This is a genomic window from Pseudomonas sp. Ps21-P2 (genome assembly GCF_039672565.1).
Taxonomy (GTDB): Bacteria; Pseudomonadota; Gammaproteobacteria; order Pseudomonadales; family Pseudomonadaceae; genus Aquipseudomonas.
On record NZ_JBDFPL010000009.1, the window covers coordinates 157,378 to 184,050 of the forward strand.

General features: G+C 62.3%; 20 protein-coding genes. 11 read left to right on the plus strand and 9 right to left on the minus strand.

Going from position 1 to position 26,673, the window contains the following annotated elements; genetic code table 11:
* Positions 1–121 precede the first annotated feature (121 nt).
* Positions 122–4,978, minus strand: a complete 4,857-nt coding sequence (locus ABEH28_RS22195) for an NAD-glutamate dehydrogenase (protein WP_346631095.1) — start codon at positions 4,976–4,978, stop codon at positions 122–124.
* A gap of 814 nt (positions 4,979–5,792) precedes the next feature.
* On the opposite strand from ABEH28_RS22195, the gene ABEH28_RS22200 reads away from it, so the two are divergent.
* The 11 genes from ABEH28_RS22200 (at position 5,793) to ABEH28_RS22250 (ending at position 19,417) form a co-directional block, all read left to right on the plus strand.
* A complete protein-coding gene (locus tag ABEH28_RS22200; protein ID WP_346631096.1) occupies positions 5,793–6,155 on the plus strand; it encodes a hypothetical protein in 363 nt (120 codons plus the stop codon).
* A 187-nt stretch (positions 6,156–6,342) separates the two neighbouring features.
* Positions 6,343–7,302 carry a MoxR family ATPase gene (locus ABEH28_RS22205; protein WP_037013687.1) on the plus strand — a complete coding sequence of 320 codons (960 nt, stop codon included), beginning with the start codon at positions 6,343–6,345 and terminating at the stop codon, positions 7,300–7,302.
* 4 nt (positions 7,303–7,306) lie between these two features.
* Entirely contained in the window at positions 7,307–8,251 is a 945-nt protein-coding gene (locus tag ABEH28_RS22210) for a DUF58 domain-containing protein (RefSeq protein WP_172611290.1), read from the plus strand.
* Positions 8,248–8,739, plus strand: a complete 492-nt coding sequence (locus ABEH28_RS22215) for a DUF4381 domain-containing protein (protein WP_122624726.1) — start codon at positions 8,248–8,250, stop codon at positions 8,737–8,739. The genes ABEH28_RS22210 and ABEH28_RS22215 overlap by 4 nt, the downstream gene beginning before the upstream one ends.
* Positions 8,732–9,799, plus strand: coding sequence for a VWA domain-containing protein (locus tag ABEH28_RS22220; protein ID WP_346631097.1), 1,068 nt, complete (start codon positions 8,732–8,734; stop codon positions 9,797–9,799). The genes ABEH28_RS22215 and ABEH28_RS22220 overlap by 8 nt, the downstream gene beginning before the upstream one ends.
* A gap of 8 nt (positions 9,800–9,807) precedes the next feature.
* Positions 9,808–11,529, plus strand: coding sequence for a tetratricopeptide repeat protein (locus tag ABEH28_RS22225; RefSeq protein ID WP_346631154.1), 1,722 nt, complete (start codon positions 9,808–9,810; stop codon positions 11,527–11,529).
* A 29-nt stretch (positions 11,530–11,558) separates the two neighbouring features.
* Positions 11,559–13,220: a BatD family protein gene (locus ABEH28_RS22230; RefSeq protein WP_346631155.1), complete on the plus strand. Its 1,662-nt coding sequence runs from the start codon at positions 11,559–11,561 to the stop codon at positions 13,218–13,220.
* 68 nt (positions 13,221–13,288) lie between these two features.
* A complete protein-coding gene (locus tag ABEH28_RS22235) occupies positions 13,289–14,530 on the plus strand; it encodes an exonuclease SbcCD subunit D C-terminal domain-containing protein (protein WP_346631098.1) in 1,242 nt (413 codons plus the stop codon).
* The gene (locus ABEH28_RS22240; RefSeq protein ID WP_346631099.1) at positions 14,527–18,174 is read left to right on the plus strand and encodes an AAA family ATPase; all 3,648 of its coding nucleotides are present in this window, start codon (positions 14,527–14,529) and stop codon (positions 18,172–18,174) included. The genes ABEH28_RS22235 and ABEH28_RS22240 overlap by 4 nt, the downstream gene beginning before the upstream one ends.
* A gap of 101 nt (positions 18,175–18,275) precedes the next feature.
* Positions 18,276–18,785: a peptidylprolyl isomerase gene (locus ABEH28_RS22245; protein ID WP_074892129.1), complete on the plus strand. Its 510-nt coding sequence runs from the start codon at positions 18,276–18,278 to the stop codon at positions 18,783–18,785.
* A gap of 2 nt (positions 18,786–18,787) precedes the next feature.
* Positions 18,788–19,417, plus strand: coding sequence for a glutathione S-transferase (locus ABEH28_RS22250; RefSeq protein WP_346631100.1), 630 nt, complete (start codon positions 18,788–18,790; stop codon positions 19,415–19,417).
* A gap of 34 nt (positions 19,418–19,451) precedes the next feature.
* Here ABEH28_RS22250 and ABEH28_RS22255 read toward each other — a convergent pair whose 3' ends face one another.
* The 8 genes from ABEH28_RS22255 to ABEH28_RS22290 form a co-directional block, all read right to left on the minus strand.
* The gene (locus ABEH28_RS22255) at positions 19,452–19,682 is read right to left on the minus strand and encodes a hypothetical protein (RefSeq protein ID WP_346631101.1); all 231 of its coding nucleotides are present in this window, start codon (positions 19,680–19,682) and stop codon (positions 19,452–19,454) included.
* Positions 19,679–19,870, minus strand: a complete 192-nt coding sequence (locus tag ABEH28_RS22260; RefSeq protein ID WP_346625416.1) for a hypothetical protein — start codon at positions 19,868–19,870, stop codon at positions 19,679–19,681. The genes ABEH28_RS22255 and ABEH28_RS22260 overlap by 4 nt, the downstream gene beginning before the upstream one ends.
* A gap of 543 nt (positions 19,871–20,413) precedes the next feature.
* Positions 20,414–20,596 (minus strand): hypothetical protein, encoded by a 183-nt coding sequence (locus ABEH28_RS22265; RefSeq protein WP_074890378.1) that lies wholly within the window; start codon positions 20,594–20,596, stop codon positions 20,414–20,416.
* 183 nt (positions 20,597–20,779) lie between these two features.
* Complete coding sequence (locus tag ABEH28_RS22270) at positions 20,780–21,949, minus strand: lactonase family protein (protein WP_346631102.1); 1,170 nt, start codon at positions 21,947–21,949, stop codon at positions 20,780–20,782.
* A 240-nt stretch (positions 21,950–22,189) separates the two neighbouring features.
* Entirely contained in the window at positions 22,190–22,495 is a 306-nt protein-coding gene (locus tag ABEH28_RS22275; protein ID WP_282372188.1) for a DUF5629 family protein, read from the minus strand.
* An 83-nt stretch (positions 22,496–22,578) separates the two neighbouring features.
* Positions 22,579–23,904 (minus strand): MFS transporter, encoded by a 1,326-nt coding sequence (locus ABEH28_RS22280; protein WP_346631103.1) that lies wholly within the window; start codon positions 23,902–23,904, stop codon positions 22,579–22,581.
* 215 nt (positions 23,905–24,119) lie between these two features.
* On the minus strand, positions 24,120–25,112 hold the full coding sequence (gene araD1, locus ABEH28_RS22285; protein WP_346631104.1) for an AraD1 family protein: 993 nt from the start codon (positions 25,110–25,112) through the stop codon (positions 24,120–24,122).
* A gap of 51 nt (positions 25,113–25,163) precedes the next feature.
* Complete coding sequence (locus tag ABEH28_RS22290; RefSeq protein WP_192171020.1) at positions 25,164–26,480, minus strand: MFS transporter; 1,317 nt, start codon at positions 26,478–26,480, stop codon at positions 25,164–25,166.
* Positions 26,481–26,673 lie beyond the last annotated feature (193 nt).

Below are 26,673 nucleotides of genomic sequence, written 5' to 3' on the forward strand. Positions count from 1 at the left end.
AGCTTTAATCGCTATACAGTTTAAACAACACCGAGCGCCTGGCCCTCATCCTCAAGAATCCTTCCATAAAAAAGCCCCGCGTCTCTCAACGCGGGGCTTCCGTTTACAGCCGACTAAACCATCACACCACAGCCGTCTGCCCACTCATCGCCAGATCCAGCAACTCACGGTTAGCGACCGCATACATCGCATAATCGTTACCGCTTGCCGCACGCAACTCCACCAACATCGCGCGCCAGCGCTCGACCATCGGCAAATGCTGCTCCAGCCACAGACTCAAACGCTCCTCGACATCCGCAGGACCATTCGCCATCTGCAACACCGACACCGTAATCGCCCGCTGCTGCCAATCGATATCATCACGGAACGCCTCACGGGCCAGCGCCTGCCAATTGTTCTCCACCGGCAACGCACTGATCTGCTGCAGATACCACGTCACATCCAGCGAACTGCCCACCGCGAAATACACCTTCGCCACATCCGCTGCATTCTGACCGGTCACATCAGACGCCTCGATGATCGGCAACAGCGTGTACAAATGACTCGTACCCGCCACCATCCGCGCCAGCAACTCCGGCACGCCCGCCGCCACGTACTCCTGATAACGCGTCTGCCAGACCTCACGGGTCGGCCCTTCCAGCAACTCGTCCAGCTTCAGACCCAGCGCCGCGATGTGCGGACCGAAGTGCGCCACATCACGGGCCGCGTCCAGCTCGTTGCGACGGCTGCGCAGGAACCAGCGCGTCGCGCGACGGCCCAGACGCATCAGCTCATCCATCAACGCCAGTTGAATCTCGGCCGGGACCTTGTAGTCCAGCGCCTCGATCTGACGGAACCAGTGCGGGAGGTGGAAGATGTCACGCACGATCACGTAAGCCCCAGCCACGTTGGCAGCGGTCATGCCGGTCGACTCTTTGAGCCGCTGCACGAACGTGATGCCCATATGGTTGACCAGGTCGTTGGCGATCTGCGTGCTGACGATTTCGCGCTTCAGACGGTGACGACGCATCGACTCGGAGAACTTCGCGCCCAGTGACGGCGGGAACGCCGTTTCCATGTCGCGGGCCAGGTAGTCGTCATCCGGAACGCGGGATTCCAGCAGCGCTTCCTTGAGGTCGATCTTGCTGTAGGAAATCAGCACCGACAGCTCGGCCCGGGTCAGGCCCTTCTTCTCGGCGATGCGCTCGGCCAGTTGATCTTCCGCCGGCAGGAACTCGATGGCACGGTCCAGCTTGCCGCGCGTTTCCAGGTCGCTCATCAGGCGTTTGTACTCGGCGATGCGCTCGTAGGCACGGCGCTCCGCCAGGGACAGGGCCTGGGTCTGCTTGTAATTGTTGCCGAGAACGAGGTTGCCCACTTCGTCGGTCATGCTTTCGAGCAGCAGATTGCGCTGCTTCTCGGTCATGTCGCCGGCCTGGACCACTTCGTTCAGGAGGATCTTGATGTTTACTTCGTGGTCGGAGCAGTCCACACCACCGGCGTTGTCGATGAAGTCGGTGTTGGTCGCGCCGCCCATCAGGCCGAATTCGACACGGCCCAGCTGGGTCATGCCGAGGTTGCCGCCCTCGCCCACCACTTTGCAGCGCAGCTGATTGCCGTTGACGCGCAGTGCATCGTTGGCCTTGTCGCCGACGTCCGCGTGGGATTCGGTGCTGGCCTTGACGTAGGTGCCGATGCCGCCGTTCCACAGCAGATCCACTGGCGCCTTGAGCAGCGCGTGCATCAGTTCGGTCGGGGTCAGCTTGTCAGCGGTGATGTCAAAGCGTGCTTTCATCTGCGGGGTGATCGCGATGCTTTTCGCGCTGCGCGGGAAGATACCGCCGCCTTCGGACATCAGGCTGGTGTCGTAATCGGTCCACGCCGAACGCGGCAGGTCGAACAGACGCTGACGCTCGACAAAACTGCTCGCCGGGTCCGGATTCGGATCGATGAAGATATGCAGGTGGTTGAAGGCCGCCACCAGCTGAAGCTTGTCGGACATCAACAGGCCGTTGCCGAACACGTCGCCGGCCATGTCGCCGACGCCGATCACGCTGATGCTGTCCTGCTGCACATTGATGCCGCGCTCGCGGAAGTGGCGCTGCACGCCGACCCACGCGCCCTTGGCGGTGATGCCCATTTTCTTGTGGTCGTAACCCGCCGAGCCGCCGGAAGCGAAGGCGTCGCCGAGCCAGAAGCCGTAGTCGATGGCGATACCGTTGGCGATGTCGGAGAAGGTCGCGGTGCCTTTGTCGGCGGCGACGACCAGGTACGGGTCATCGTCGTCGTGGCGCACGACGTTGGCCGGCGGCACCAGTGCGCCTTCTTTCAGGTTATCGGTGATGTCCAGCAGACCGGAAATGAACAGGCGGTAGCAGGCAATCGCTTCGGCCTGGATTTCATCGCGGGTCCCGGTGGTCGGCAGACGACGGGGCAGGAAGCCGCCCTTAGCGCCGACCGGCACGATGACCGAGTTCTTCACTTGCTGTGCTTTGACCAGACCCAGCACTTCGGTGCGGAAATCTTCCTCACGGTCGGACCAGCGCAGGCCGCCACGGGCCACGTTGCCAAAGCGCAGGTGCACGCCTTCGACGCGTGGCGAGTAGACGAAGATTTCGAACTTCGGCACTGGCTTCGGTAGCTCTGGGATCAGGCGCGGGTTGAACTTGAAGCTGAAGTAGCTCTTGCTCTGGCCGTTGGCGTCGGTCTGATAGAAGTTGGTGCGCATGGTCGCCTTGATCAGGTCAAGGTAGCGACGCAGGATCCGGTCTTCGTTGAGCACTTGCACGCCGTCCAGCGCGGTCAGAATCGCCTGCTCCAGACGCTGCTGCATGTCGTCGAGGTCGCCGCCGCTGAGCTTGCGCGCCAGGTAGAAGCGGGTCTTGAACAGACGCGTCAGCTCGCGAGCGATGTCAGCGTGGTTGTTCAGCGTGCTGGCGATGTAACCCAGGTCGAAGCCCAGACGGATCTGCTTCAGGTAACGCGCGTAGGCACGCAGCAGCGCCACGTCGCGCCACGGCAGACCGGCCGTCAGCACCAGACGGTTGAAGGCGTCGTTTTCGGCTTCGCCACGGACGATGTGGACGAAGGCGTCCTGCAGGGTGTCGTTGAGCTGTTGCAGGTCCAGTTTCAGACCTTCGCCATAGGTGAACGCGAAGTCGTGAATCCAGAATTCGCGGCCGTTGGTATGGCGCAGGCGATACGGGAATTCACCGAGCACACGCAGGCCCAGGTTTTCCAGAATCGGCAGCACGTCGGACAGCGCCAGCGGCGTGTCAGCGTGGTACAGCTTGCAGTGCAACTGCGCCTTGTCGCCCGACAGCGGCTGGTAAAAGCTCATCACCAGCGGATTGGCTTCGGACAGACTCAGCACGTGTTGCATGTCGACCACGGCGGAGTGTGCGGCGAAACGCTCGCGGTAGCCTGCCGGGAAACCTTTAGGGAAGTCGGCCAGCACGTTGGTGCCCTGGGCTTCACCGAAGCTTTCGATGACCAGACTGGCGTAGTCGTCTTTCCACGAACGGCAGGCCTGGATGACTTCGTTTTCCAGCTGCTGCGGGTCGATGTCGAGGGTGACTTTCGGGTCCACACGCAGGATCAGCTGAACGCGCGCCAGTACCGACTCGGAGAAGAAGGTCCAGAACTCGCAATCGGTCGCCTTCAGACGATCCATCAGCACTTGCTGGATCTTCTGACGGACTTCGGTGGAATAGACGTCCCGCGGCACGTACGCCAGGCAGTAGCAGAAACGGCCGTAGGGGTCTTTGCGCAGGAACACGCGGATCTTGTTGCGCTCCTGGATCTGCACGATCGACATGACGGTGGTGAACAGCTCGTCCACCGGGGTCTGGAACAGGTCATCGCGGGGCAGCACTTCAACCACCTGCGCCAGTTCCTTGCCCAGGTGGGCCTTGGCGTCGAAGCCGGAACGGCGCTCGACTTCGGCAACCTTGCGGCGGATGTACGGAATGGCGCGCACGCTTTCGCCATACACCGACGAGGTGTACAGGCCCATGAAGCGCGATTCCTTGATGACCTTGCCGTCGGCGTCGATCTGGCGGATCGACACGTAGTCCGGGTACGCCGGGCGATGCACGCGGCTCGGGTGCGCGGCTTTGGCGAAGGACAGCAGGGTCGGCTCCTGCAGGTACTTCACTGCATAGCCCTCGATGTGCAGGTCTTCGGCAGTGAGCCCTGCGCGCAGCAGTTTGGTCAGACCGAGGAAGGACGACGGGTCGTAATGAAGCTGACCGCCCTCGCCTTCGTCGTCGACGGTAAATTCTTCATAGCCGAGGAAGGTGAAGTGGTTGTTCACCAGCCACTCGAGGAACACCTTGACCTCGGATTTCTCCTCGGGGTCGATGTTGTATTCGGTGGCGTCGATGCCGACCAGCAGCTCGTGGAGCTTGGCTTTCATCGGCTCGAAGTCTTCAACGGCAACGCGGACTTCGCCCAGCACCTGCTCCAGTTCGCGGGCGAGCACGTTCAGCTCCGCGGCATTGGCGCAACGGTCGATCTCCAGGTACATCAGCGATTCTTGCAGGACGTCGCCGCCGGTGGTGCCTTTTGGCAGCAGTTCGAGCAACTGGCCTTTCGCGTCACGGCGGACGCTCAGCACGGTGGTCTGCAGCGTGTGGATGCTGTAACCGCGGCGGTTTAGCTCGGTACGCACCGAGTCGACCAAAAAGGGCAGGTCGTGGTGCAGGACTTCGACGGCGGTGTGGGTGGACTGCCAGCCGTGACGCTCGTAATCGGGGTTGTAGACGCGGACCTGGGGCGTGCCGTGCTCGAAGCGTTCGAGCAGGCGCCAGGCCGAGAGGGTACAACCGGCCAGGTCAGAGAGTCTGCGCTGGGTGAGTTCGTCGAGGGAGATGATGCCGAAGAATTGCTCGGCGAACAGCGCCACTTGTGGCAGTGCCTGTTCGCTGATGTGCTGAGCCAGTGCCGCTCGCAGTTGGTGCTGGAAGTCGGACTTGCTGGCTGCGGTGAAGAACGCCATCTGTGGTACTCCGATTGGCTTGAGCTTTTATATAGGAGAGATGCGTGTGTCGGGTGGAGCTTGTGTGTTTGTCTCGTTTGCGTCTGGTCGATGATAGTCAGCATAACGTGACAGGGGGCGTCGCGTTTCGCGTTGCCTGTTTTTACTAACGCTTTTGGTGTGTGTGCCGTCACATTTGTTCGGCGTGGGTGCAGCTTAACGAGTGGCGCCCTGAATCTGCTTGCGATGCTGCGACATATTCGGACATCGGGTTGCAGGCCTGGACCTGCGGCGTGGCTTAGTGCGCCAGGATCAAGGGCGTCGGCCTGGCGGCCTCGGTTTCGCCTTCGGCGAGTTACTTTTAAAAAGCACTAAAAGTAACCAAAAGTGCCTGCTCTCGGTTTGGCCCTTCCTTCGTCAGGGTTCCTTCACTCCGGTCCCGCTCCGTGGGCCCGCGCCGAACGGACATCCATGTCCTGACGGCGCTCTCGCCGCATCCATGCGGCTCGACCCACTGCGCGAAACCTGCGTTCAGCCTGCACCCAAGTCGCGATTGGCGGTGACTGGACTTTTTGCGTATGAAGATCAAGAGCATGGAGCAGATCAAAAGCTTCCCGGCTGAAGCCGGTCCCACAGGCTGTACGCGATGCTTTTTTAGTGGGACCGGCTTTAGCCGGGAAGAGGCCGGTTTGGTCGCTATCAATAATGGAGCGAACGCATCAGGTCAGGCTCCACCCGACCACTCGGCCCGTCACCCACCGCAATCTTCAGCAAATCTCTCACAGGACTGGCAAAATCCATCCCTGCCCTGAACCCATCCACGGGAATTACCGCCATGCAAATGACCACCGACAGCTTCATCTATAACCCATGCGACGAGGAGGAGGATGATATGGCGCTGGCCTGCTGCCATGGCAGCAGCACCGGTGATCTGTTTCTGCTCGCGCGTTTCCCCGATGAGGATGAGGTCGATATCACGTTTCGTGACGACACTGTCCATGTCGAAGACAACATCACCGTCACCCTGAGCGCCACCCGGCTGTTGGTCGAGATCGACGCCAACGATGCCAAACCCCTGGGCGGCGACACCACGTACGACATTAGCCACAACACACCTGCCAATGAGTTGACCGACCTGGACGCCACGTTGCGGATCATCCTCAACGGTGTCGGGACGTACGTCAGCCAGATCAACTGAGACCCCGGCAGCACCGGGCGGCAGTTGACGCAAATGTAAGACAGTTCTTGTTTTAGCCCAGTCCTTTGCTGAAAAGCCGAAAAAACCCGCCGGCCGATTAGTCGGCGCCCCTGCGATGGATTAAAGTAACGCCCCCAGCTTCGGCGCCACTTGGCGCTGCTGCCTCTCCTGCCAGGAACTGTCATCGATGGAACATCGTGAAGCGTTGATCGCGCTGCGGACCTTTCTCTCCACCCAGATTCTCGGGCAGGAGAAACTGGTTGAGCGCTTGCTGATCGCGCTGTTGGCCGACGGCCACATGCTGGTCGAAGGCGCGCCGGGTCTGGCGAAGACCAAAGCGATCAAAGAGCTGGCGGAAGGCATCGAAGCACAATTCCATCGCATTCAGTTCACCCCCGACCTGCTCCCGGCCGACATCACCGGCACCGAGATCTATCGTCCGGAAACCGGCAGTTTCGTGTTTCAGCAAGGCCCTATCTTCCACAATCTGGTGCTCGCCGACGAAATCAACCGCGCGCCGGCCAAGGTGCAATCTGCCTTGCTGGAGGCGATGGCCGAGCGTCAGGTCAGTGTCGGGCGCAGTACCTACGACCTGTCGCCGCTGTTTCTGGTGATGGCGACGCAGAACCCCATCGAGCAGGAAGGCACCTACCCGCTGCCCGAAGCGCAGCTCGATCGTTTTCTGATGCACGTCAAGATCGGCTTCCCGGACGCCACCGTCGAACGCAAGATTCTCCAGCAGGCCCGGGGCGAAGCGCTCAACGGCGAGACCAAGCCCGAGCGCCGGGTCAGCCAGCAGGCGATTTTCGCCGCGCGCAAGGAAATCCTCGGTCTGTACATGGCCGATGCCGTCGAGGAATACCTGGTGCAACTGGTGATGGCGACCCGCACGCCCGCCAAGTTCGATGCCGAGTTGGCCGAGTGGATCGGTTACGGCGCCAGCCCCCGCGGTTCTATTTCCCTGGACCGCTGCGCCCGGGCCCACGCCTGGCTGGCCGGGCGGGATTTCGTCAGCCCCGAAGACATCCAGGCGATGGTCTTCGATGTGCTGCGTCATCGCATCATCCTGTCGTTCGAAGCGGAAGCAGCCGGCATCGATCAAGACCGTGTGATCCAGCGCATTCTCGACGTCGTGGCCGTCGCCTGAGCCCATGCAACCCTATCTGATCTCCCAACCGGGCATCCGCATCAGCCTCGCCGACCTCATTGAGATGCGTCATCGCGTGCGGGAAGTGCAGCTGTTTTCAACGCCCAGCCAGCGCAGCCCGCTGATCGGTCTGCACCACTCCAAGCTGCGCGGGCGCGGCGTCGACTTCGATCAGGTCAGGGTGTATCAGGCCGGCGACGACGTCAGGACCATCGACTGGCGCGTCACCGCCCGCACGCAAGAGCCCCACACCAAACTGTTTCACGAAGAACGCGAGCGGCCGATTTTCATCATGGTCGAGCAAAGCCGCCGCCTGTTTTTCGGCTCCGGGCTGATGTTCAAATCAGTTCTCGCCGCCCAGGCCGCCGCGTTGGTGGGATGGGCTGCGCTGGGCCACAACGACCGGGTCGGCGGGCTGGTGTTTGGTGACAACGAGCATTACGAAATCAAACCGCGACGCAGCAAACAAAGCCTGCTGCAACTGCTGAACCGGCTGGTGCGGGTCAATCAGTCGCTGCACACCGAGGCCGCTGCCGACCGCGACACGTTCGGCGTGGCGCTGCGCCGCGCGCGGGAAGTGATGCGTCCGGGCAGTCTGGCGATCATCCTGTGCGACGAGCGCGCGTTGTCCGACTCCGCAGAACAACAGCTGACTCTGCTGTCACGGCACTGCGACCTGTTGCTGCTGCCGCTGTCCGATCCGCTGGATCACGCGTTGCCCGCCGCCGGTTTATTGCGCTTCGCTGACCGGGGCGCGCACCTTGAGCTCGACACGCTGAACGCCGACTTGCGTCAGAGCTACCGTGCCCAAGGCGAGGCGCGTCAGGCGCGCTGGGAATTGCTGGCGCAGAAGCTGCGCGTGCTGATGATGCCGCTGAGCACCCAGCGTGAAATGGTCGAGCAACTGCGCGAATACCTCAACGGCCAGCGTCCGGTGAAACAGCCATGAGTGCGCTGGACCAGCTGCAACCGCTGATCCTGCCGGAGCCGGTCGGGTTCTGGCCGCCCGCGCCGGGCTGGTGGCTGTTGCTGATCCTGCTGCCGGCGCTAGGCTACGGCCTGTGGCGCGCGCGCACGCTGCTGCCGAAAAAGGCCAGCCGCGAAACCGTCGAGCCATTGGATCCGCTGCGCCAGGCCGCGCTGGTCGAACTCGCGCAGATGCCCAAACCCTACGACGGCGCGCCGGCCGGTGCCTGGCTGCAACAGATCAACGGTCTGCTCAAGCGCCTGTGCCGCAATCACTACCCCTACAGCCAGAGCCACACCCTCAACGGCCGCAAATGGCTGGCGTTTCTCGACAACCGCTGCCCGGCCGCCGGCCTCACGCGCTGGATGATCCTCGTCGAGGGCGCCTACAAGCCGGAATGCAAACTCGATGACAAGGCCATCAACGGCCTGACCCAGTCGGTCGAGACCTGGATTCGCAAGCATGTTTGAATTCGCCTGGCCGTGGCTTTTCGCCCTCCTCCCCTTGCCCTGGGTGATGCGCTTCGTGCTACCCGCCGCAGACAGCGGCGAAGCGGCGTTGAAAATCAGCTTTCTCCCCGAGCTGGAAGGCCTCGCCGGTCGCCGCGCCCGAACCCGTTTGCCGGGCTGGCGGCGCCAGTTGCCGTTCATTACCGTCTGGCTCCTGCTGCTGGTCGCTGCCGCCCGCCCGCAATGGCTGGGCGAGCCGTTGCCGGTTGCCGCCAGTGGCCGCGATCTGCTGGTGGCGGTGGACGTGTCGGGGTCGATGGATTACCCGGACATGGTCTGGAAAAACGACGAAGTCAGCCGTTTAACCTTGGTAAAGATGCTGCTGGGGGACTTTCTTGAGCACCGTCAGGGCGATCGCATCGGCCTGATTCTGTTCGGCAGTCAGGCGTACCTGCAGGCGCCGCTGACCTTCGACCGCAAGACTGTGCGGGTCTGGCTGGACGAAGCGCGCATCGGCATTGCCGGCAAGAACACCGCCATTGGCGACGCGATCGGGCTGGCGTTGAAGCGTCTGCGCCAGCGTCCGGCCCAGAGCCGCGTGCTGATTCTGGTCACCGACGGTGCCAACAACGCGGGCCAGATCGACCCGCGAACCGCCGCGCGTCTGGCCGCCAGCGAAGGCGTGAAAATCTACCCGATCGGCATTGGCGCCGATCCCGACAAAGGCGCCACCAGCATTCTCGGCCTCAACCCCAGCCTGGATCTGGACGAGCCTGCGCTGCGGGAAATCGCTGCGGTCAGCGGTGGGCAGTATTTCCGCGCGCGCAACGGCGCCGAACTCGCCAGCATCGGCAAGGCGCTGGACCGGCTGGAGCCCGTAACGCAACAACCGACCCAGGCACGTCCGGCGCGGGCGCTTTATCACGTACCGCTGACGATGGCGCTGTTGTTGAGCCTGCTGCTGGTGGTTCAGGAGCGCTGGCCGAACAACGCGTTTTATCGCTTCTTCGTGCGCCGGCCGACCTTTGTGTGGCGTACGCAGTGGCGTCAGCACTTGAAGCGCCTGACGAGGCGCCCATGATCGAATTCCTGTCCGGTCTCTGGCCCCATTGGTCCCGCCCAGGCTGGCTGCTGATGCTGCCGGCGCTCGGCTGGCTGTTGTGGCGGTTATGGAATCGGCAGAAGCGCGTCGGGCGCTGGCAGATGATTATTCCCAGTGCCTTTCATTCCGCCCTGCTCAGTGGTGGCGGCGGTCGGGAAAGCAAATTGCCGTGGGTGGTGCTGGGTCTTGGCTGGTTGCTGGCGCTAATGGCACTGCTCGGGCCGAGCTGGCAGCGGGTTGAGCAGAACAGCCAGCGGCCGGTCGATCCACTGGTGGTGATGCTGGAGCTGACCCCGGAAATGCTCGCGGCTGACAGCCCGCCCACCCGACTCGAACAGTCGCGACGCAAGTTGCTCGATCTGTTGCAGGCGCGCAGCGATTCACAGACCGCGATCATCGTGTATGCCGGCAGCGCCCACACGCTGGTGCCGCTGTCCGATGATCTGGCGACCAGCAAAAACCTGCTGGATGCGATCAAGCCGTCGATCATGCCTGAAGCCGGCCAACGCGCAGACCTCGCCGTGCGCAAGGCGCTGGATTTGCTGGAACAGGGTGACCTCGGCCAAGGACGGCTGCTGTGGATCGGTTCGTCCCTCAGCGACGCCGAGCGTCAGGGCATTCGCACCGCGATGACCGGACGCGATGCCCCTCCTTTACTGATGCTCGGGGTCGGCACCGCGGAAGGCGCGCCGGTCACCCAAGAGAAAGGCGGTTTCCTGAAGGACGCCCAGGGCGGCATCCTTGTGCCGCGTCTGGACGGGCCGGTGCTCAAGGATTTCGCCGACAGCATGGGCGGTCGCTATGCCTCGCTGCGCCTGGACAATCAGGACCTGAACGACCTCGGTCTGCTCGACGGTCCGAAGAGCCTGATCAGCCAGGGCCAGAAGGTGCGGCTCGACCGCTGGGCCGATCAGGGCTACTGGTTGCTGCTGCCGCTTCTGCTGCTGGCCGGTTGCGCCGGGCGACGCGGTTGGTTGCTGTGCCTGCCGCTGTTGCTGATGGCCGTGCCGCAACCCAGCTATGCCTTCGGTTTCGAAGACCTGTGGCGCCGCCCCGACCAACAGGGCGAACACTTGCTCAAGCGTCATCATCCGGCGGAAGCCGCTCGGCATTTCGAGGATCCGCAGTGGCAAGGCGTCGCGCTGTATCAGGCCGGTGACTACGCCGGCGCCGTCCAGCGCTTTGCCAAGGGCAGCAGCGCCGCCGACCATTACAATCGCGGCAATGCACTGGCCCGAAGCGGTGAGCTGGAAGCCGCCATCGACGCCTATGAACAGGCGCTGGAGCGTCAACCGGACTTCCCGGCGGCGTCAGCCAACAAGGCGTTGGTGGAAAAGGTGCTGGAGCAGAACACGGCGTCGAACCAGGCGAAAGCGGACGAGAAGGCGGAGAGTGACGAGAACGCCGACAATGCCCGCGAAGGCAATACCGGACAGTCGTCATCGAGTGCGCCGTCAGCCCAGCAGGATGCCGATGCCGACCGCTCGGCCAGCGATCAGCAAAACGCCGCCGACGAGCAGGCTTCCGGCGCGGGATCCGACAGCGACGAGCCGGCGCGTGCCTCCGGAAAACCGGCCGACGGACAGATCGATGGCGAGCAGAAACAGGCGCTCGAACAATGGCTGCGGCAGATCCCCGACGAACCCGGTGAGCTGTTGCGGCGCAAATTCTGGTACGAACAACAGCAGCATCAGGAAAGAACCCGATGAGTCGTCTGCACAGGTTGCTGATCGCAGGAATGTGGTGCCTGTTCGCCCTGGTGGCGCCGTTGGCCCAGGCCGACAGTGCAGGCTCCACGCTGCAATCCAGCGTTGACCGCACACGCGTCAACACCGGCGAAACCGTCGAACTGACCCTTGAAACCGACGACGCGACCGTCTTCGGCCGACCGGACATGAGCGCGCTGGACGCCGACTTCGAGGTCCGCGACACCCGCCAGCTCAACAGCCTGACCACGCTGGAAGGCAATGTTCACGCGACGACCCGCTGGCTGATCACGCTGATGCCGCGCCACAGCGGCTCGATTGAAATCCCTCCGCTGAAGCTGGGCGAAATGACCAGCCAGCCGATCGTGCTGCAAGTGGTCGACGTCGGCCCCGCCGCCCAGGGTCAGGAGCAGAAGCTTGCGCCGGTATTCATGGAGGCGAGCCTTGAGCAGGACAGCGTGTATGTTCAGGCGCAGGTCTTGCTCACCGTGCGCATCTACCACTCGGTGTCGCTGTTCGACGACAGCAGCCTGACACCGCTGCAAGTGCCCGACGCGCGCATCGAAAAGCTTGGCGACACGCGCACGTACGAGAAGCAGATCAATGGCATTCGCCACGGCGTGATCGAAATGCGCTATGCGCTTTACCCGCAGCACAGCGGTGCGCTGACCATCCCCGCCCAAGCCTTCAGCGCCACGCTGGTTCAGGACACCACCGACGCCGCTGCGGCCGCCGCCATGGCGCCCGGCGCGATTGCCAGCGGGCCGAAACCCGGCCGACTGATGCACGTGACGTCGCTGCCCCTGACCCTCGACGTCAAGCCGCAACCGGCGCACTACCCCGCCGATACGCCATGGCTGCCGGCGCGCAGCGTCAGCCTCAGTGAAAACTGGAGCCCGGAACCTGCCCACAGCCAGGTCGGCGATTCCCTCACCCGCACCCTGCAATTGAAGGCCGAAGGGCTGTCCAGCGCGCAATTGCCGCCGCTGCCTGCCACCGACGTCAGCGCGTTGCGGCGCTACCCGGACCAGCCGCAACTGAGCAATCAGGCCGGTGAGCGCGGCTTGACCGGCGTGCGTGAGGAACGCGAGGCGCTGGTGCCCAATCGTCCCGGCGCCATCGAGATTCCCGCTGTCGATCTGGTCTGGTGGAACACCCAGGAAGATCACCTGGAGCACAGCGCCCTGCCCGCCCGCACCTTGCAGGTCAGCCTCAATCCGGCGTTCGCCGTGGACACGCCCGTGAGCGATAACGGTAATGTGACGGTGATCGGTCCGCCGGTGTGGCCGTGGCAGTTGAGCACGGTGGTGTTGAGTTTCACCACGCTGCTGGGCTTCGGCCTGTGGTGGCGCGGGCGGTGGCAACCGGCACTGGCCCGGGTCGCGCAAACGGGGCCGAGTCCGCGTACAGTGCTCGACGACCTGAAACGCGCGTGCCTGGCCAACGACCCACACGCGACCCGCCAGGCGCTGGACGCCTGGGCCCGTCAACAACCGGAAACCCTGGCCGACATGGCCGCGCGCTTCGTGCCGCTGTCCCATGCGCTGGACGGATTGAATGGCGCGCTGTACAGCGAGACCGAAAAACTGTGGCTGGGCGAAGACCTCTGGCGCGCCGTCAAAGCGCTGCCCGCCATTGAAAACCCCCAGGACCCGAACGGAGGCGACAGCCTGCCGCCGCTGTATCCAAAATGATTTCCATCGATCAGCGCGTTTTCCGGCAACACTGGAAAACAGGCTGATCGTTAAACCAAGGTACCCCCATGCGTCTGTTCCACACCTCCGACTGGCACCTCGGCCAGAACCTTCATGGTCAGGAGCGAGATTTCGAACACGCCAGCTTTCTGACCTGGCTGCTGGCCCGTCTGGCCGAGCGCAAACCGGATGTTCTGCTGATCGCCGGCGACATCTTTGACACGGTCAATCCGCCGGTCAAATCCCAGGAGCGCCTGTACGATTTCATCGTCAGCGCCCACGAGCAGAACCCGCAGCTGACCATCGTCATGATCGCCGGCAACCACGATTCCGGCTCGCGCATCGAACTGCCCGCGCCGCTGATGCGACGCCTGCGCACCCACGCCCTGGGCCGGGTGCTCTGGCTCGACGATGGCGTGCTCGACGTCGATCGCCTGTTGCTGCCACTGAGCAATGCCAAGGGCAAAGTCGTCGGCTGGTGCCTGGCGCTGCCTTTGCTGCGCCCCGCCGAAGTGACCGGCGCCGCGTTGGGCGATAACTATCTGCGCGGCATCGGGCAGGTCCACGAAATGCTCATCGCCGCCGCAAACCAGCGGCGCAAGAAAGGCCAGGCGCTGATCGCTATCAGCCACGCGCACATGGCCGGCGGCTCGGTGTCGGAAGACTCCGAACGCAGCCTGATCATCGGCAACGCCGAAGCCCTGCCCGCCAGCCTGTTCGGCGAGAGCATCACCTACGTGGCCCTGGGTCATCTGCACAAACCCCAGCGAATCAATGGCGAAGACCGCATTCGCTACTGCGGCTCGCCGATTCCCCTGTCGTTTTCGGAAATCGGCTACCAGCACCAGATCCTCGAAATCGAGTGCGACGGCGACACACTGGTCAGCGTCAAACCGCTGCTGATCCCCCGCGCCGTGAACCTGCAACGGGTCGGCCCGGCAAGCTTGGCCGAGCTGTTGCTGCAACTGCGGGATCTCCCGGACATCGACCTGCTGGCCGACGTCGACCGTCAACCGTGGCTCGAAGTCCGCGTACGCCTGGACGAGCCGCAGCCGGATCTGCGCAACCAGATTGAGGCCGCGCTGGAAGGCAAGGCCGTGCGACTGGTGCGCATCGCCGCCGAATACGCCGGCAAGGGCGGTCGCGATGAAGACGCCAATCAAGACTTGATCGAGCTGGACCAACTGAGCCCGCAGGAACTGTTCAGCCGTGCGTGGCAGGACAGTTACGGCAGCGAGGTCGACGAACAGACGCTGCAGGACTTTGCGACCCTGCTTCAGGACGTGCAGCTGGAGAGCGAGCAGCCATGAAGATCCTCGCCATTCGCCTGAAAAACCTCGCCTCGCTGGCTGGCCCGTTTGAGCTGGACTTCACCGCCGAACCCCTCGCCAGCGCCGGCCTGTTCGCCATCACCGGCCCCACCGGCGCGGGCAAGAGCACGCTGCTGGATGCCCTCTGTCTGGCGCTGTTCGGCGCGATCCCCCGGCTGAACAACATCGGCCAGTCCCGCGTACCGGAGATCGACGGGGATATCAGCACCAACGATCCGCGCAACCTGCTGCGTCGCGGCACCGGCAGCGGTTACGCCGAGGTGGATTTCGTCGGCATCGACAAGCGCCGGTATCGCGCGCGCTGGGAAGCCAACCGCGCCCGCGACAACGCCACGAAAAAACTCCAGGCCAGCCGCCAGACACTGATCGACCTGGACAGCGAGCAGATTCTCAGCACGCAGAACAAGACCGAGTACAAGACCCTGCTCGAAGCGCGACTGGGGCTGAACTTCGAGCAGTTCACCCGGGCGGTGATGTTGGCGCAAAGCGAGTTCAGCGCCTTCCTCAAGGCCGACGACAAAGACCGCAGCGAACTGCTGGAGAAGCTCACCGACACGGCGATCTACAGCCAGTTGGGCCGCCGCGCCTACAGCAAAAGCAAGGAAGCCGAAGAAGCGCTGAAAACCCTTCAGGCCCAGGCCGGCACGCTGACGCCGATGGAGCCTGAGCAGCGCGCCGAGCTTGAGCAGCGCTTCAACGACGCCCAGCAGCAACTGAAACTGCAACAGGCGCACCTGCGCCAGCTGGAGCTCAAGCAGCAGTGGTTCAAGGAGTTGAATCGCCTGCGCGACAGCCATCAGGCGGCCAACGAACAGCTCGCCAGCGCCCAGCAGAAGTGGGACGCGCACAGTGCCGATCGTCAGCAGCTCGCGTTATTGGAGCGTCTGGCGCCGCAGCGGCATCTGTTCGGCCAGCGGTCCAGGCTTCAAGCTCAGCTCGCGCCGCTGACCGCCGCGATTCAGGCCCATCAGCTCAAGCAAACCGGGCTTGATGGGCGCATCGCCGACCTGGACAGCAAACGCATCAGCGCCGACGGCGCGTTGCAGCAAGCGCAGGAACAACTGCTCAATGCGCGGCCTGTCCTGAGTGAAGCGTTCGAGCAGCAGGCCCAGCTCAACCATCTGAATCAGGAGCTGCAACAACTCGGCGAGCAGACGCGTGCCGCGCAGCAGGCCAGCACCGAAGGTCAGTCGACCCTCGATCAACTGGCCGAGCAGCAGCGCCAGGTCGAAGCGCGTTTGCAGTCGATCGCCGAGCAGCTGGAGCAGAGCGCGTCGCTGACTACGTTGAGTCAGTCGTGGAGCGCCTACCGGCCGCGTCTTCAGCAAACCGTGCAGCTCAGCGCGCGCCTGATTCAGGGACGTGCCGAGCTGCCGCAGCTGGAGAAAAACGCCACCCTCGCCGAGCAGACGCTAAGCGAACGCCGCAGCGCGTTGCAGGCGCTGTACGACGACGCCGAGGTCAAGGCCGACGCGGTCAGCCACGAAATCGAACGGCTGGGGCAACTGCTGCAGGACAACCGCCAGCAGCACGGCGCCAGCGACTCACTTGAACGTCTGTGGCAGCGGCATCAGGACGTCGCCGACCGCTTGCTCGACGTGCAAACCCGCCAGCAGCAGGCCACCGAGCGTCGCGCCCAAAGCATCGCCCAAGGCCTGAAACTCAAGGCCGAACACGAAGCCGCCGAGCAGGCGCTGAAGGTCACCGTTGAACTGCTGCAACGCCAGCGCCTGGCCCGCAGCGCCAGTGTCGAGCAACTGCGCGAGCAATTGGTCGATCAGCAACCGTGCCCGGTGTGCGGCAGCGAAGAGCATCCCTATCACCAGTCCGAGGCGCTGCTCGAAGCGCTGTCGGGCCATGACGATGGCGAAGAGGCGCGGGCCCGGCAGACCGTCGGGCAGCTCAGTGAAAAGCTCGCCGAGCTGCGCGCCGAAGTCGCCGAGCTCAATAACCAGCTCAAGCAGTCCAAACCGCAGCAGGACCAACTGGCCGAACAGCTGGAAAGACTGGCGCCTGAACTGGAAGCTCACCCGGTCTATCCGCGTTTGCTGGAGCAACCCGAGCACCTGCGCGGCGACTGGCTGAGCGAACGCCTGCATCAGCTCGCCCAGGACATTCAAAGCGCCGAACAGCGCCAGACCCGTTTGCTGAAAGTGCAGCGGGACGCCGAGTCCCTGCAGCAGCAGGTGCTCGATGCGCGCGAGGCGAGTCAGCAGGCGATGAAGCTGCTGGACGATCAGCAACGCCATATCGCCCTCGACAATCAGGGCTTCGAAGCGGCGCTGCAGGAGTTTGAGCCGCTGCTGCCTGCCGAAAGCCTGAGCCAGTGGCGCGAGTCGGCGACCCAGAGCTTCATGCAGCTGGACAACGACATTGCCGCCCGTGTCGAGCAGCTCGATCAGCAAAAGACCGAGCAGCAGGAGCACAGCGAGCGCGCGCAAAAACTCGAGCGCGAGCAGGTTGCCCAGCAAAGTCGCGCGGCAGAACATCAAAAGTTGCAGGCTCAACTCGATGCCGGTCAGCAGCAACACCAGACGGTGCAACAGCAACTGGCGCAGACCCTCGGCGACCACGCGTCACCCGAGCGCTGGCAGCACGCCCTTGAGCAGGCGGTCGAGCAGGCGCGGGAGGCGCAAAACGCCATCGCCCATGAACTGCAAGCGGCGCGCACCGAACTGATCAAGCTCACCGCAGAGCTGGAGGGTGAGCAACAGCGCTTGCAGGCCCTTGAACAGGAGCTGGGAGAACTCGAACGGCAGATCGCCGAGTGGCGCAGCAGCCACAGCGAGCTCGACGATGCCGCGCTTGAGGTGTTGCTGGGGATGAGCGACGACAGCGTTGGCGAGTTGCGTCAGCAATTGCAGTCCAGCGAAAAAGCCCTGGAGCAAGCCCGGGTTCTGGTGGCAGAGCGCGCGGCGCAGTTGCAGCAGCATCAGGCCCAGCACAGCGACAGTGGCGACGCCGAGCAGTTACTGGCCGCGTTGACCGAAGCGCAGGCGCAATCGGTGGTTCAAGATCAACTGTGCGCCGACCTGCGCGCCCAGGTCAGCGAAGACAACCGCCGTCGCGACGCCAGCAGCGAGCTGCAGGAGCGCATCGCCCACGCACACGCTGAATATCTGCGCTGGGGCCGACTCAACGCGCTGATCGGCTCCGCCACCGGCGATACGTTCCGCAAGATCGCCCAGGCCTACAACCTCGATCTGCTGGTGCACCACGCCAACGCGCAGCTCAAGCAGCTGGTGCGTCGCTATCGCCTGAAACGCGGCGGCAGCATGCTCGGCCTGCTGGTCATGGACACCGAAATGGGCGACGAACTGCGCTCGGTTCACTCGCTCTCGGGCGGTGAAACCTTCCTGGTGTCCCTCGCCCTGGCGCTGGGCCTGGCGTCCATGGCTTCAAGCACGCTGAAGATTGAATCGCTGTTCATCGACGAAGGCTTCGGCAGCCTTGACCCCGAATCCCTGCAACTGGCCATGGACGCCCTCGACGGGCTGCAGGCCCAGGGCCGCAAGGTCGGGGTGATCTCCCACGTGCAGGAAATGCACGAGCGAATCCCCGTGCAGATTCAGGTGCGGCGTCAGGGCAATGGCCTGAGCACCGTCGAGGTCAGCAGCGGCTAATCCGTTTTTTCACGACGCACGGACGCGCCTGATGGCGTTTTTGTGCAACCCTGTATCCCTTGCGCGACAGTCGCGCCAAACTCGAAAGAAGGTAAAACCACGTGGCAAACTCAAAAGTATTCTTCGACATCACTGCCAACGACGAGCCAATGGGCCGCATCGTCATGGAGCTGCACAACGACGTCGTTCCGAAAACCGCTGAAAACTTTCGCGCGCTGTGCACCGGCGAAAAAGGCGACGGCCTGAGCTACAAGGGTTCGTCCTTCCACCGCGTGATCCAGAACTTCATGCTGCAGGGCGGTGATTTCACCAACCACAACGGCACCGGCGGCAAGTCGATCTACGGCAACAAGTTCGAAGACGAAAACTTCACCCTCAAGCACACCGCCCCAGGTGACCTGTCGATGGCCAACGCTGGCCCGAACACCAACGGCAGCCAGTTCTTCATCACCACCATCGTCACCGAATGGCTGGACGGCAAACACGTCGTGTTCGGCAAAGTCGTTGAAGGCATGGACGTGGTCAAGGCCATCGAAGCGCTGGGTTCGCAATCCGGCCGCACCAGCAAGAAAGTCGTCATCGCCGACTGCGGCGAACTGACCGAGGCCTGAGCATGACGTCGGCGCCTCACGCTAAATCGACGGTGCCGACGCTCTACTCGTTCCGCCGCTGCCCCTATGCCATGCGCGCTCGCATGGCGCTGGGGTATTGCGGCGTACCGGTGCACACCGTGGAAGTCAGCCTCAAGGCCAAACCGGCTGAAATGCTCGAACGATCACCCAAGGGCACTGTGCCGGTTCTGGTGCTGGAAGACCGGGTGCTGGAGCAGAGTCTGGACATCATGGGCTGGGCGCTGGCGCAGCATGACCCGGACGATTGGTCCCTCGCACGCAACGTCGAAAGTCAGCAACAGATCGCCGCGCTGATCGCGGAAAACGACAGCAGCTTCAAACAGGATCTGGATCACTACAAATACGCCGTGCGTTATCCCGAATTCACGCAGGAAGAATACCGCCAGCGGGGTGAGAGGTTTCTGCGCAGGCTGAACGATTTACTGGCGTCACGGGACTTTCTGGTCGCCGATCGACTGACCCTGGCCGACATCGCCATTGCGCCGTTCATACGGCAATTTTGCGCGGTGGATGCGGACTGGTTCTGGCAAAGCCCCTACCCCCACCTGCAACGCTGGTTACAGCGATTTCTCGCCTCGGACCTGTTCATCAATGCAATGGCCAAGCGCTGATTGCAGCGCGTTGCTGTATAGCCCCACCACTTCGCTACACCACGTCCAACTGAAAGATCGGTGAAATCATCTCGCTGTGCCGTGGCGGCGGATTACCCGTATTGAGCTTCTGCGAGCGCTGCATCTCGACCGCTTCCGCGACCTCGGTCTTGAACTCCATGCTGCGCGCCACACCGCCCACCGACCCTTCGCCATGGCCAAGCAATGAGCAGCCGTTGTTGATCACTGCAAAGAACACAATCACCCAGAAGTTCGCGCCTTTCACGACGCACGCCCCTGGGACTGAACAGCCGCACGATTGAATTCAACGGACGCTGTTTGCGTCGATATTGGCGACGCAGCATTGAGTTGTGGGTTCGTGCTGATGACGGTAACCACTGCGATGAAAACCACATACAACGCGATGGCGGTATAAGCGCCGTGTTTGATTGAATTGAGGATGGCAGTGGCCATGATTGAAGCTCCGGGACGTGTCTGTTTCAGGCGCCCAGAATGCTCGAAGTTGTTGTTATTAAAAAACGATGACTGGCGATTCAAAAGATCGGTGGGGTTGATTATTTGGGAAATTAATCAGGCTGATAGACCAACGCATTGGTCCTAATTACATCAATCCAAGTGGGAGCGAGCTTGCTCGCGAATAGGCTGGGACATCCGCCAAATCTCCAGAGGCTGAAATGCAGTCTTCGCGAGCAAGCTCGCTCCCACAAGTTCATCATCGCCCCTTGAATGTAATGCACAAAAAAATCCCCATCACTTATCCAGCATACGGGGATCAAAGGGGAGGAATTCAACGCTTTCGCGAACAAGCTCGCCGGCACTTGATGCATGGCCTGACACGCAGTGGTCAGTGGGTCGCATCAACCTGTAGAAGACGAAGTTGCTCGCGAAAGCGTTTTCCGATTATCAAAAGTTGCAGTTCACATCAGGTTCTTACAAATCCATTCCCCGGCAACGATACGTTCGTTAACGGGGAATGGATTCACTTCGAATTTCTATTCATTGTTGAATCTTGTGATCCAGAGCGGCGTAGAAGTTGGCGCTTTGTTGCAGGTACTTCGGGGTGTAACTCTGGGTCGAGCTGACTTTTTTGTCGGTCGCTTCGACACTGGCACTGGCAGGCAATGCAACGGTAGCGGAGATGGCGGACGCGGCGATGATGGAGAAGATATTGAAGTTCATGGTGGGTACCTCGCTGTGGTGTGTCGTTTCAAGTCTTGACCGTCGTGGCCGTGGAATGAAAGTTACGCCCGAGGATGTTCTGGAAAAAATCTTTTCTGGCACTAGCCCTTATCACCTGAATTGATACAGGCCCAGAGCCCTTGAAAATCAAGGGATGGGCCTGCGTCAAAGCGTCACGGGGTGTCAGTGTGCTGTGAGGAAATGGAAGTCGGACGGCGAATCGAAGTCGACTTTCTGCACGGTGTCGCCCAGCAGACCGGTTTTCGGGTCAACGCGGACGGTCACGATCTGGTTGCTTTTCTGGTTGGCGATCAGCACGAAGTGGCCGCTCGGGTCGAAGGCGAATTCGCGAGGTTCCTTACCTTCCACGGTGCGACGCTGGACTTCCTTGAGCTGGCCGTTCGCGGCATCGATGCTGAACACCAGCAGCTCGTTCACTTCGCCACGGTTGGCAACGTAGAGGAACTTGCCATCCGGCGAAGGGTGCAGGCCACCCGCGGCACGGTTTTGCTGACCTTCCTTGTTGGCGAGGTCAACCAGTTGGGTCTGCTTGAACACGCCGTCGTGATAATCAAACACCGCGACCTGGGCGCTCATTTCCATCGTCAGCCAGGCGTGCTTGCCGTCTTTGCTGAAGGTCAGGTGGCGCGGACCGCTGCCCGGTGGCAGGTCGACTGAAGGCACTTTCGCCGGCTTCAGCGGCTGAGGCTGTTTGGCGTCATAGTTGAAGACAAACATCTTGTCAGCGCCCAGGTCCATGGCGATCAGGTACTTGCCGTCGGGCGTGGGTACCGCCGCGTGAACGTGGGACGAAGCCTGACGTTCGGGATTGACCTTGCTCGCTTCGTGGGTCGTGGTCTGCACCACAGGCGCCAGTTTGCCGTCCTTGCCGACCGGCACCACCGCCAGCACGCCACCCGGTTGCGGGTGGACGGCGTAGTTGGCGACGAAGAGGAAACGCCCGTCCAGGCTCAGGCTGGAATGGGTCGGCTCTTCGCCCTTGGTTTCGATCTGATTGAGGAACGACACCGCGTGGGTCTTGGGGTCGATCGCGTAGCTGCTGACCTTGCCGACGACGTCTTTCTGGCCCGGGCCGTTCTCGTTGACCGCGAACATATGACGCTGGTCTTTGGAGAGCGTCAGCCAGGACGGGTTGTCGCTCTTGATCACCTGATGCGGTTTGGCGTCGAGCTGGCCGGTCTGGGTGTTGAAGCCGAAGCGGTAAATGCCTTCGCTGGCGCCGGCGGTATAGGAACCGACCAGTACGTCGTAATCAGTCATGGGTTTGGCCTGAACGGAGAGCGCGGAAAGGCTGCTGGCGAGCGCTAACCACGGCAGAAGTCTGGGAGTCATTGGGCTGTTCTCTTTTTGGAGTTGTTGGCGCGCCGTGCACGCAGATGGTCACCGGCTATGACAGCGTATTGCGTAGAGTAGTTGCCGAGTGGGTGCTGTGAAACTGCGGGGACATGGCGCTTGGCGGGGCTGGATTGATTTATGGTTGGGCGTCGCGCGCCCGGGGACAGATTGATTTACGGTGAAGCGTTGTAAATAAATCAGTCACCTCGATATTCACTGCAGTCCAATAGTGCGCGGTTATTCCTGCTCGCCCTCTTCATCGTCATCCTCGTCACTCGCCGCAATCCCTTGCAGCACGACAATGCGATGGTCGGCGTTGCCGTCGTTGATGACCCAGCTCTGGAGCGCGGCATCGAATTCGGCGGCATCGATCTGCGCCAGGGAGAAGCGCCAGACCTTGCGCTCGCGGCCGTCCATGCTTTCGATCTGGAGCATTTCATCGAGGGTGAATTCGAAAGCGTGCAGGCCGTCGATTTCGATCATGCTCTGGGCGGTCAGCGCGGTCTGGAGCTCAGTGCGCAGGGATTGCGGTGTGGTGGTCATGGCAGTGGTTCGCATCAGTGAAAGCGCGAATGATAGGTGAAAAGACGCCGAAGCGCTGGCCTCGGCGTCTGACGACCGCAGGGTCAGTCCTGAACCGCTTCTTTCACGTAGTAGCGCGACGGGATACCCCAGACGATCAGCGCGATGGCCAGCACGCTGACGGCGAATAACGCGAACAGCGCCGGGGTCGCCGTGCCGGTGAGGTCCTTGATGCGGCCGACCATGAACGGCGCGATGATCCCGCCCAGTTGCCCGAGGGAGTTGATGAGCGCGATGCCCGCAGCGGCAGCGATACCGGTGAGGAAGCGCGGCGGGATGGTCCAGAAGATCGGCATCCAGGCGATGATGCCAGTCATGATCATGGTCATGCCGATCATCAGCGGCACCAGTTGCCCGGGAAACAACGCACAGACCAGATAGCCCGCCGCGGTCAGCGTCGCGCAGCCCGCCATGTGCCAGCGGCGCTCGCCGTGGCGGTCGGAGCTGGCGCCGATCAGCAGGTTGCCGATCACCGCGCCCACATACGGAATCACTGTCAGCAGGCCGATGTTCAGGGTGTCGGTCACGCCAGCGGTTTTGATCAGCTGCGGCATCCAGAACAACAGCCCGGTCAGCGCCATGACCAGGCACAGGTAAATGCCTGACATGACGTAGGTGGTCGGGTGTTTCCAGATGTCTTTGACGGTCTGCTTGACGACGGGCTGGGCCTCTTTCGCCATGCGCGCCAGCACCACCTGTTTCTCCTGATCACTGAGCCAGGTGGCGTCTTCGATACGGTCCTTGACCAGCCAGAACACCACGGCGCCGAGCAGGATGGACGGGATGCCTTCGATCAGGAACAGCCAGCGCCAGCCGGCCAGGCCCATGACACCGTCGAAGTGACCGAGGATCAGCCCGGCAATCGGACCGCCGACGATCCCGCACAGGCAAATTGAGCTTTTGAAGTAGGAGTTCACCCGCGCCCGACGTGAGCCCGGATACCACTGGGTGAAGAAATACAGGACGCCGGGGACGAACCCGGCCTCCATCACGCCGATCAGAAAGCGCAGCGTGTAGAACCAGAATTCGGTCTGCACGAACATCATGCAGGCCGAGGCGATGCCCCACGAGACCATGATCCGTGCGATCCAGATCCGTGCGCCGATCTTGTGCAGCAGCACGTTGCTTGGCACTTCGAACAAAAAGTACCCGACGAAGAACAGGCTCGCGCCCAAGCCGTAGACGGTTTCGCTGAAACCCAGGTCGCTGGCCATCTGCAGCTTGGCGAAGCTGATGTTGACGCGGTCGAGATAGGCAAACAGGAAACAGGCGATGAACAACGGCACGATTCGCCAGCTCACCTTGCGGTAGATGCTGTCCTCGAGGGCGTCGGCATCGAGGCGTTCCAGCGGGATGGCAGTGACGGTCATGGGTCGCACCTCGTTTTGTTTTTATGGGTGTCGTATCGAGCGCAGCAGCCAGCCACTGTAGGAGTGAGCTTGCTCGCGATAGCGAAAGTCCGGTCACCCTTTCAGTGACTGAATCACCGCATCGCGGGCACGCTCACTCCTACAGGATTTCTGCAGCGCGACGAATCACCACGCATGCAGTCCTGGCCATTCAAGCGTTCCGCAAGGGCCGGACATCAAAGCTGCTTGATGCCACCCGGCTGGAAAACCGCCTGGGCCGGCGCAATGCCGTTGATCAACGGCGCGCCAAACTCATGCTGGCTGATCTCGAACTTGTCCCCCGGCTGGGTCTTGATGCCATCGGCAAACGACAGCGTCGCGGTGCCGAAGAAATGCACATGCACATCCCCCGGCCGCAGGAACTGGGCGTATTTGAAGTGGTGGTATTCGAGGTTTTCCAGGCTGTGGCACATGTTGGCCTCGCCGCTCAAGAACTCCTTCTCCCACAGCACTTGCCCGTCGCGATGGATGCGGCTGGTGCCCGCGAGGTTCTGCGGCAGATCGCCGACCCGCAGCTCCGGGCCGAAGGAGCAGGCGCGCAGCTTGGAATGGGCCAGGTACAGGTAGTTCTTGCGTTCCATGATGTGATCGGAGAATTCGTTGCCGATGGCGAAACCCAGGCGGTAAGGCTTGCCGTCGTGACCGATCACGTACAGGCCGCTCAGCTCAGGCTCTTCGCCGGCGTCTTCGGAGAAGGGCGGCTGCGGGAACGACTCGCCCGGACGGATGACGATGCTGCCGTCGCCCTTGTAAAACCACTCCGGCTGCACGCCCGGCTGACCGGCCGCCGGTTTGCCGCCTTCCAGGCCCCACTTGAAGATGCGCATGGTGTCGGTCATGCCCGCTTCGTCATTGCCCTGCTGGTGCATTTTGTCCCGCGCCGACGCGCTGCCCAAATGGGTCAGGCCGGTGCCGCTGACCAGCAAGTGCGCGGGATCCGGGTGATCCAGCGGCGGCAGGATCATCAGATCGGCACGCAGCTGCGAGTAATCGTGGTTGTCGCCCAGGCCCAGGCTGTCGACCTGCTCGGCGAGGGAGATCTTCTTTTCGATTGCCGCCAGGGCCAGATCACGGGTGCTGGTCGCGCCCTGGATTTCGCGCACCAGCGGGCCGTCCACCAGACCGACGCGACGCTGGCCGTTGCCCAGTTCGAACTGTACTAAATGCATGGGGTTCTCCTGTTTGGGGTCTACACGGCCACTCAACAGAGTGGCCTGAGGTTAACGAGAGCCGCGCGCGCTGGCGGCGAATTTCGATTCGGGCAAGGCGTGCTTGCGTTCCAGAACACGGTAGACCACGCCGGTCAGAATCAGGCCGCAGATCATCACGCCCGAGAGGAAGTACAAGCCGCTGGCCAGATTGCCCGTCAGTTCTTTCAGCCAGCCGATGACGAAGGGCCCGATGTAGCCGCCCAGATTGCCCACCGAGTTGATCAGCGCAATGCCCGCCGCGGCACTGGCGCCGGCGAAGAAACGACCGGGCAGTGTCCAGAACACCGCCGTGCAGGAAAACAGCGAGAACGCCACCAGCGACAGCGCCGCCAGTTGCAGCACCGGCACGGTCAGGTATGCGCTGAGAAACAGACCGATGGCGCCGATCACATACAGCACCGCCAGATGACCATAGCGGTCATTGAGCCGATCGGAGCTGCGCGGGACGATCAACAGGCCGACGATGCCGAAAATATAGGGCACCGCAGAAATGAAGCCCGTGGTCAGGTCACTGCCGCCAAACTGTTTGATCAGCGTCGGCAGCCACAGGCCGAGGCCATAAATGCTCAGCGTGACGGGGAGATAAAACAGCGCCAGCAGCAGAACGCGTTTGTCTTTGAGCGCATGCAAGGGGTTGCCGTGGCGGGTCTGGCCGTATTCTTCCAGGTCTTTTTTCAGCTCGCCGGCGAGCCATTGTTTCTCGACCGGATCCATCCACTTCACGTCCTTCGGGCCATCAGGCAACCAGCGCAACACCGGCAAGGTGAGCAGAATCGCCGGCGCGCCGATGCACAGGAACAGCCACTGCCAGCCGTGCAGACCGGCCACGCCTTCCATGCCGAGCAAACCGCCGGAAATCGGGCCGGTGATCATCATCGCGATGGGTTGGGAAAGGATGAACAGGCCGAGGATCTTGCCGCGATGGCGGACCGGAAACCATTGGGTGATGTAGTACAGAACGCCGGGGAAGAATCCCGCCTCGGCCGCGCCGAGCAGAAAGCGCATGACATAGAAGCTGGTCGGGCCCTGGACGAAGGCCATGCCCATGGTGATCGCGCCCCAGGTGAGCATGATCCGCGCGAACCAGCGCCGCGCGCCAAAGCGTTCGAGCATCAGGTTGCTGGGGATTTCCAACAGGAAGTAGCCAATGAAGAACAGGCCGGCGCCCATGCCATACGCCGCGTCACCGATACCGACGTCCGCGCCCATGTGCAGCTTGGCGAAGCCGACGGCGGAGCGATCCACATAAGCGATCAGGTAGAGCAGGATCAGAAAGGGAATGAGTTTCAGGGTGATGCGACGAATAAGCCTGAGTTCCTGGCTCATGGATGCGGTCCTCATTGTTTTTGTTATGGAAGCCTGCGGGGATCGCCTCTGCCTTCGTGTGCGCATTGCTGCGGATGAAGCCGGCAAGGTCGTCCCTCGGTTGAGATCGACTATATAGTATTACTATTTAAGACTACAACTCTTCCACTCGCGACATTTTCGGCCTATTTTAGTCAGCACCTGCAGCCTTTAG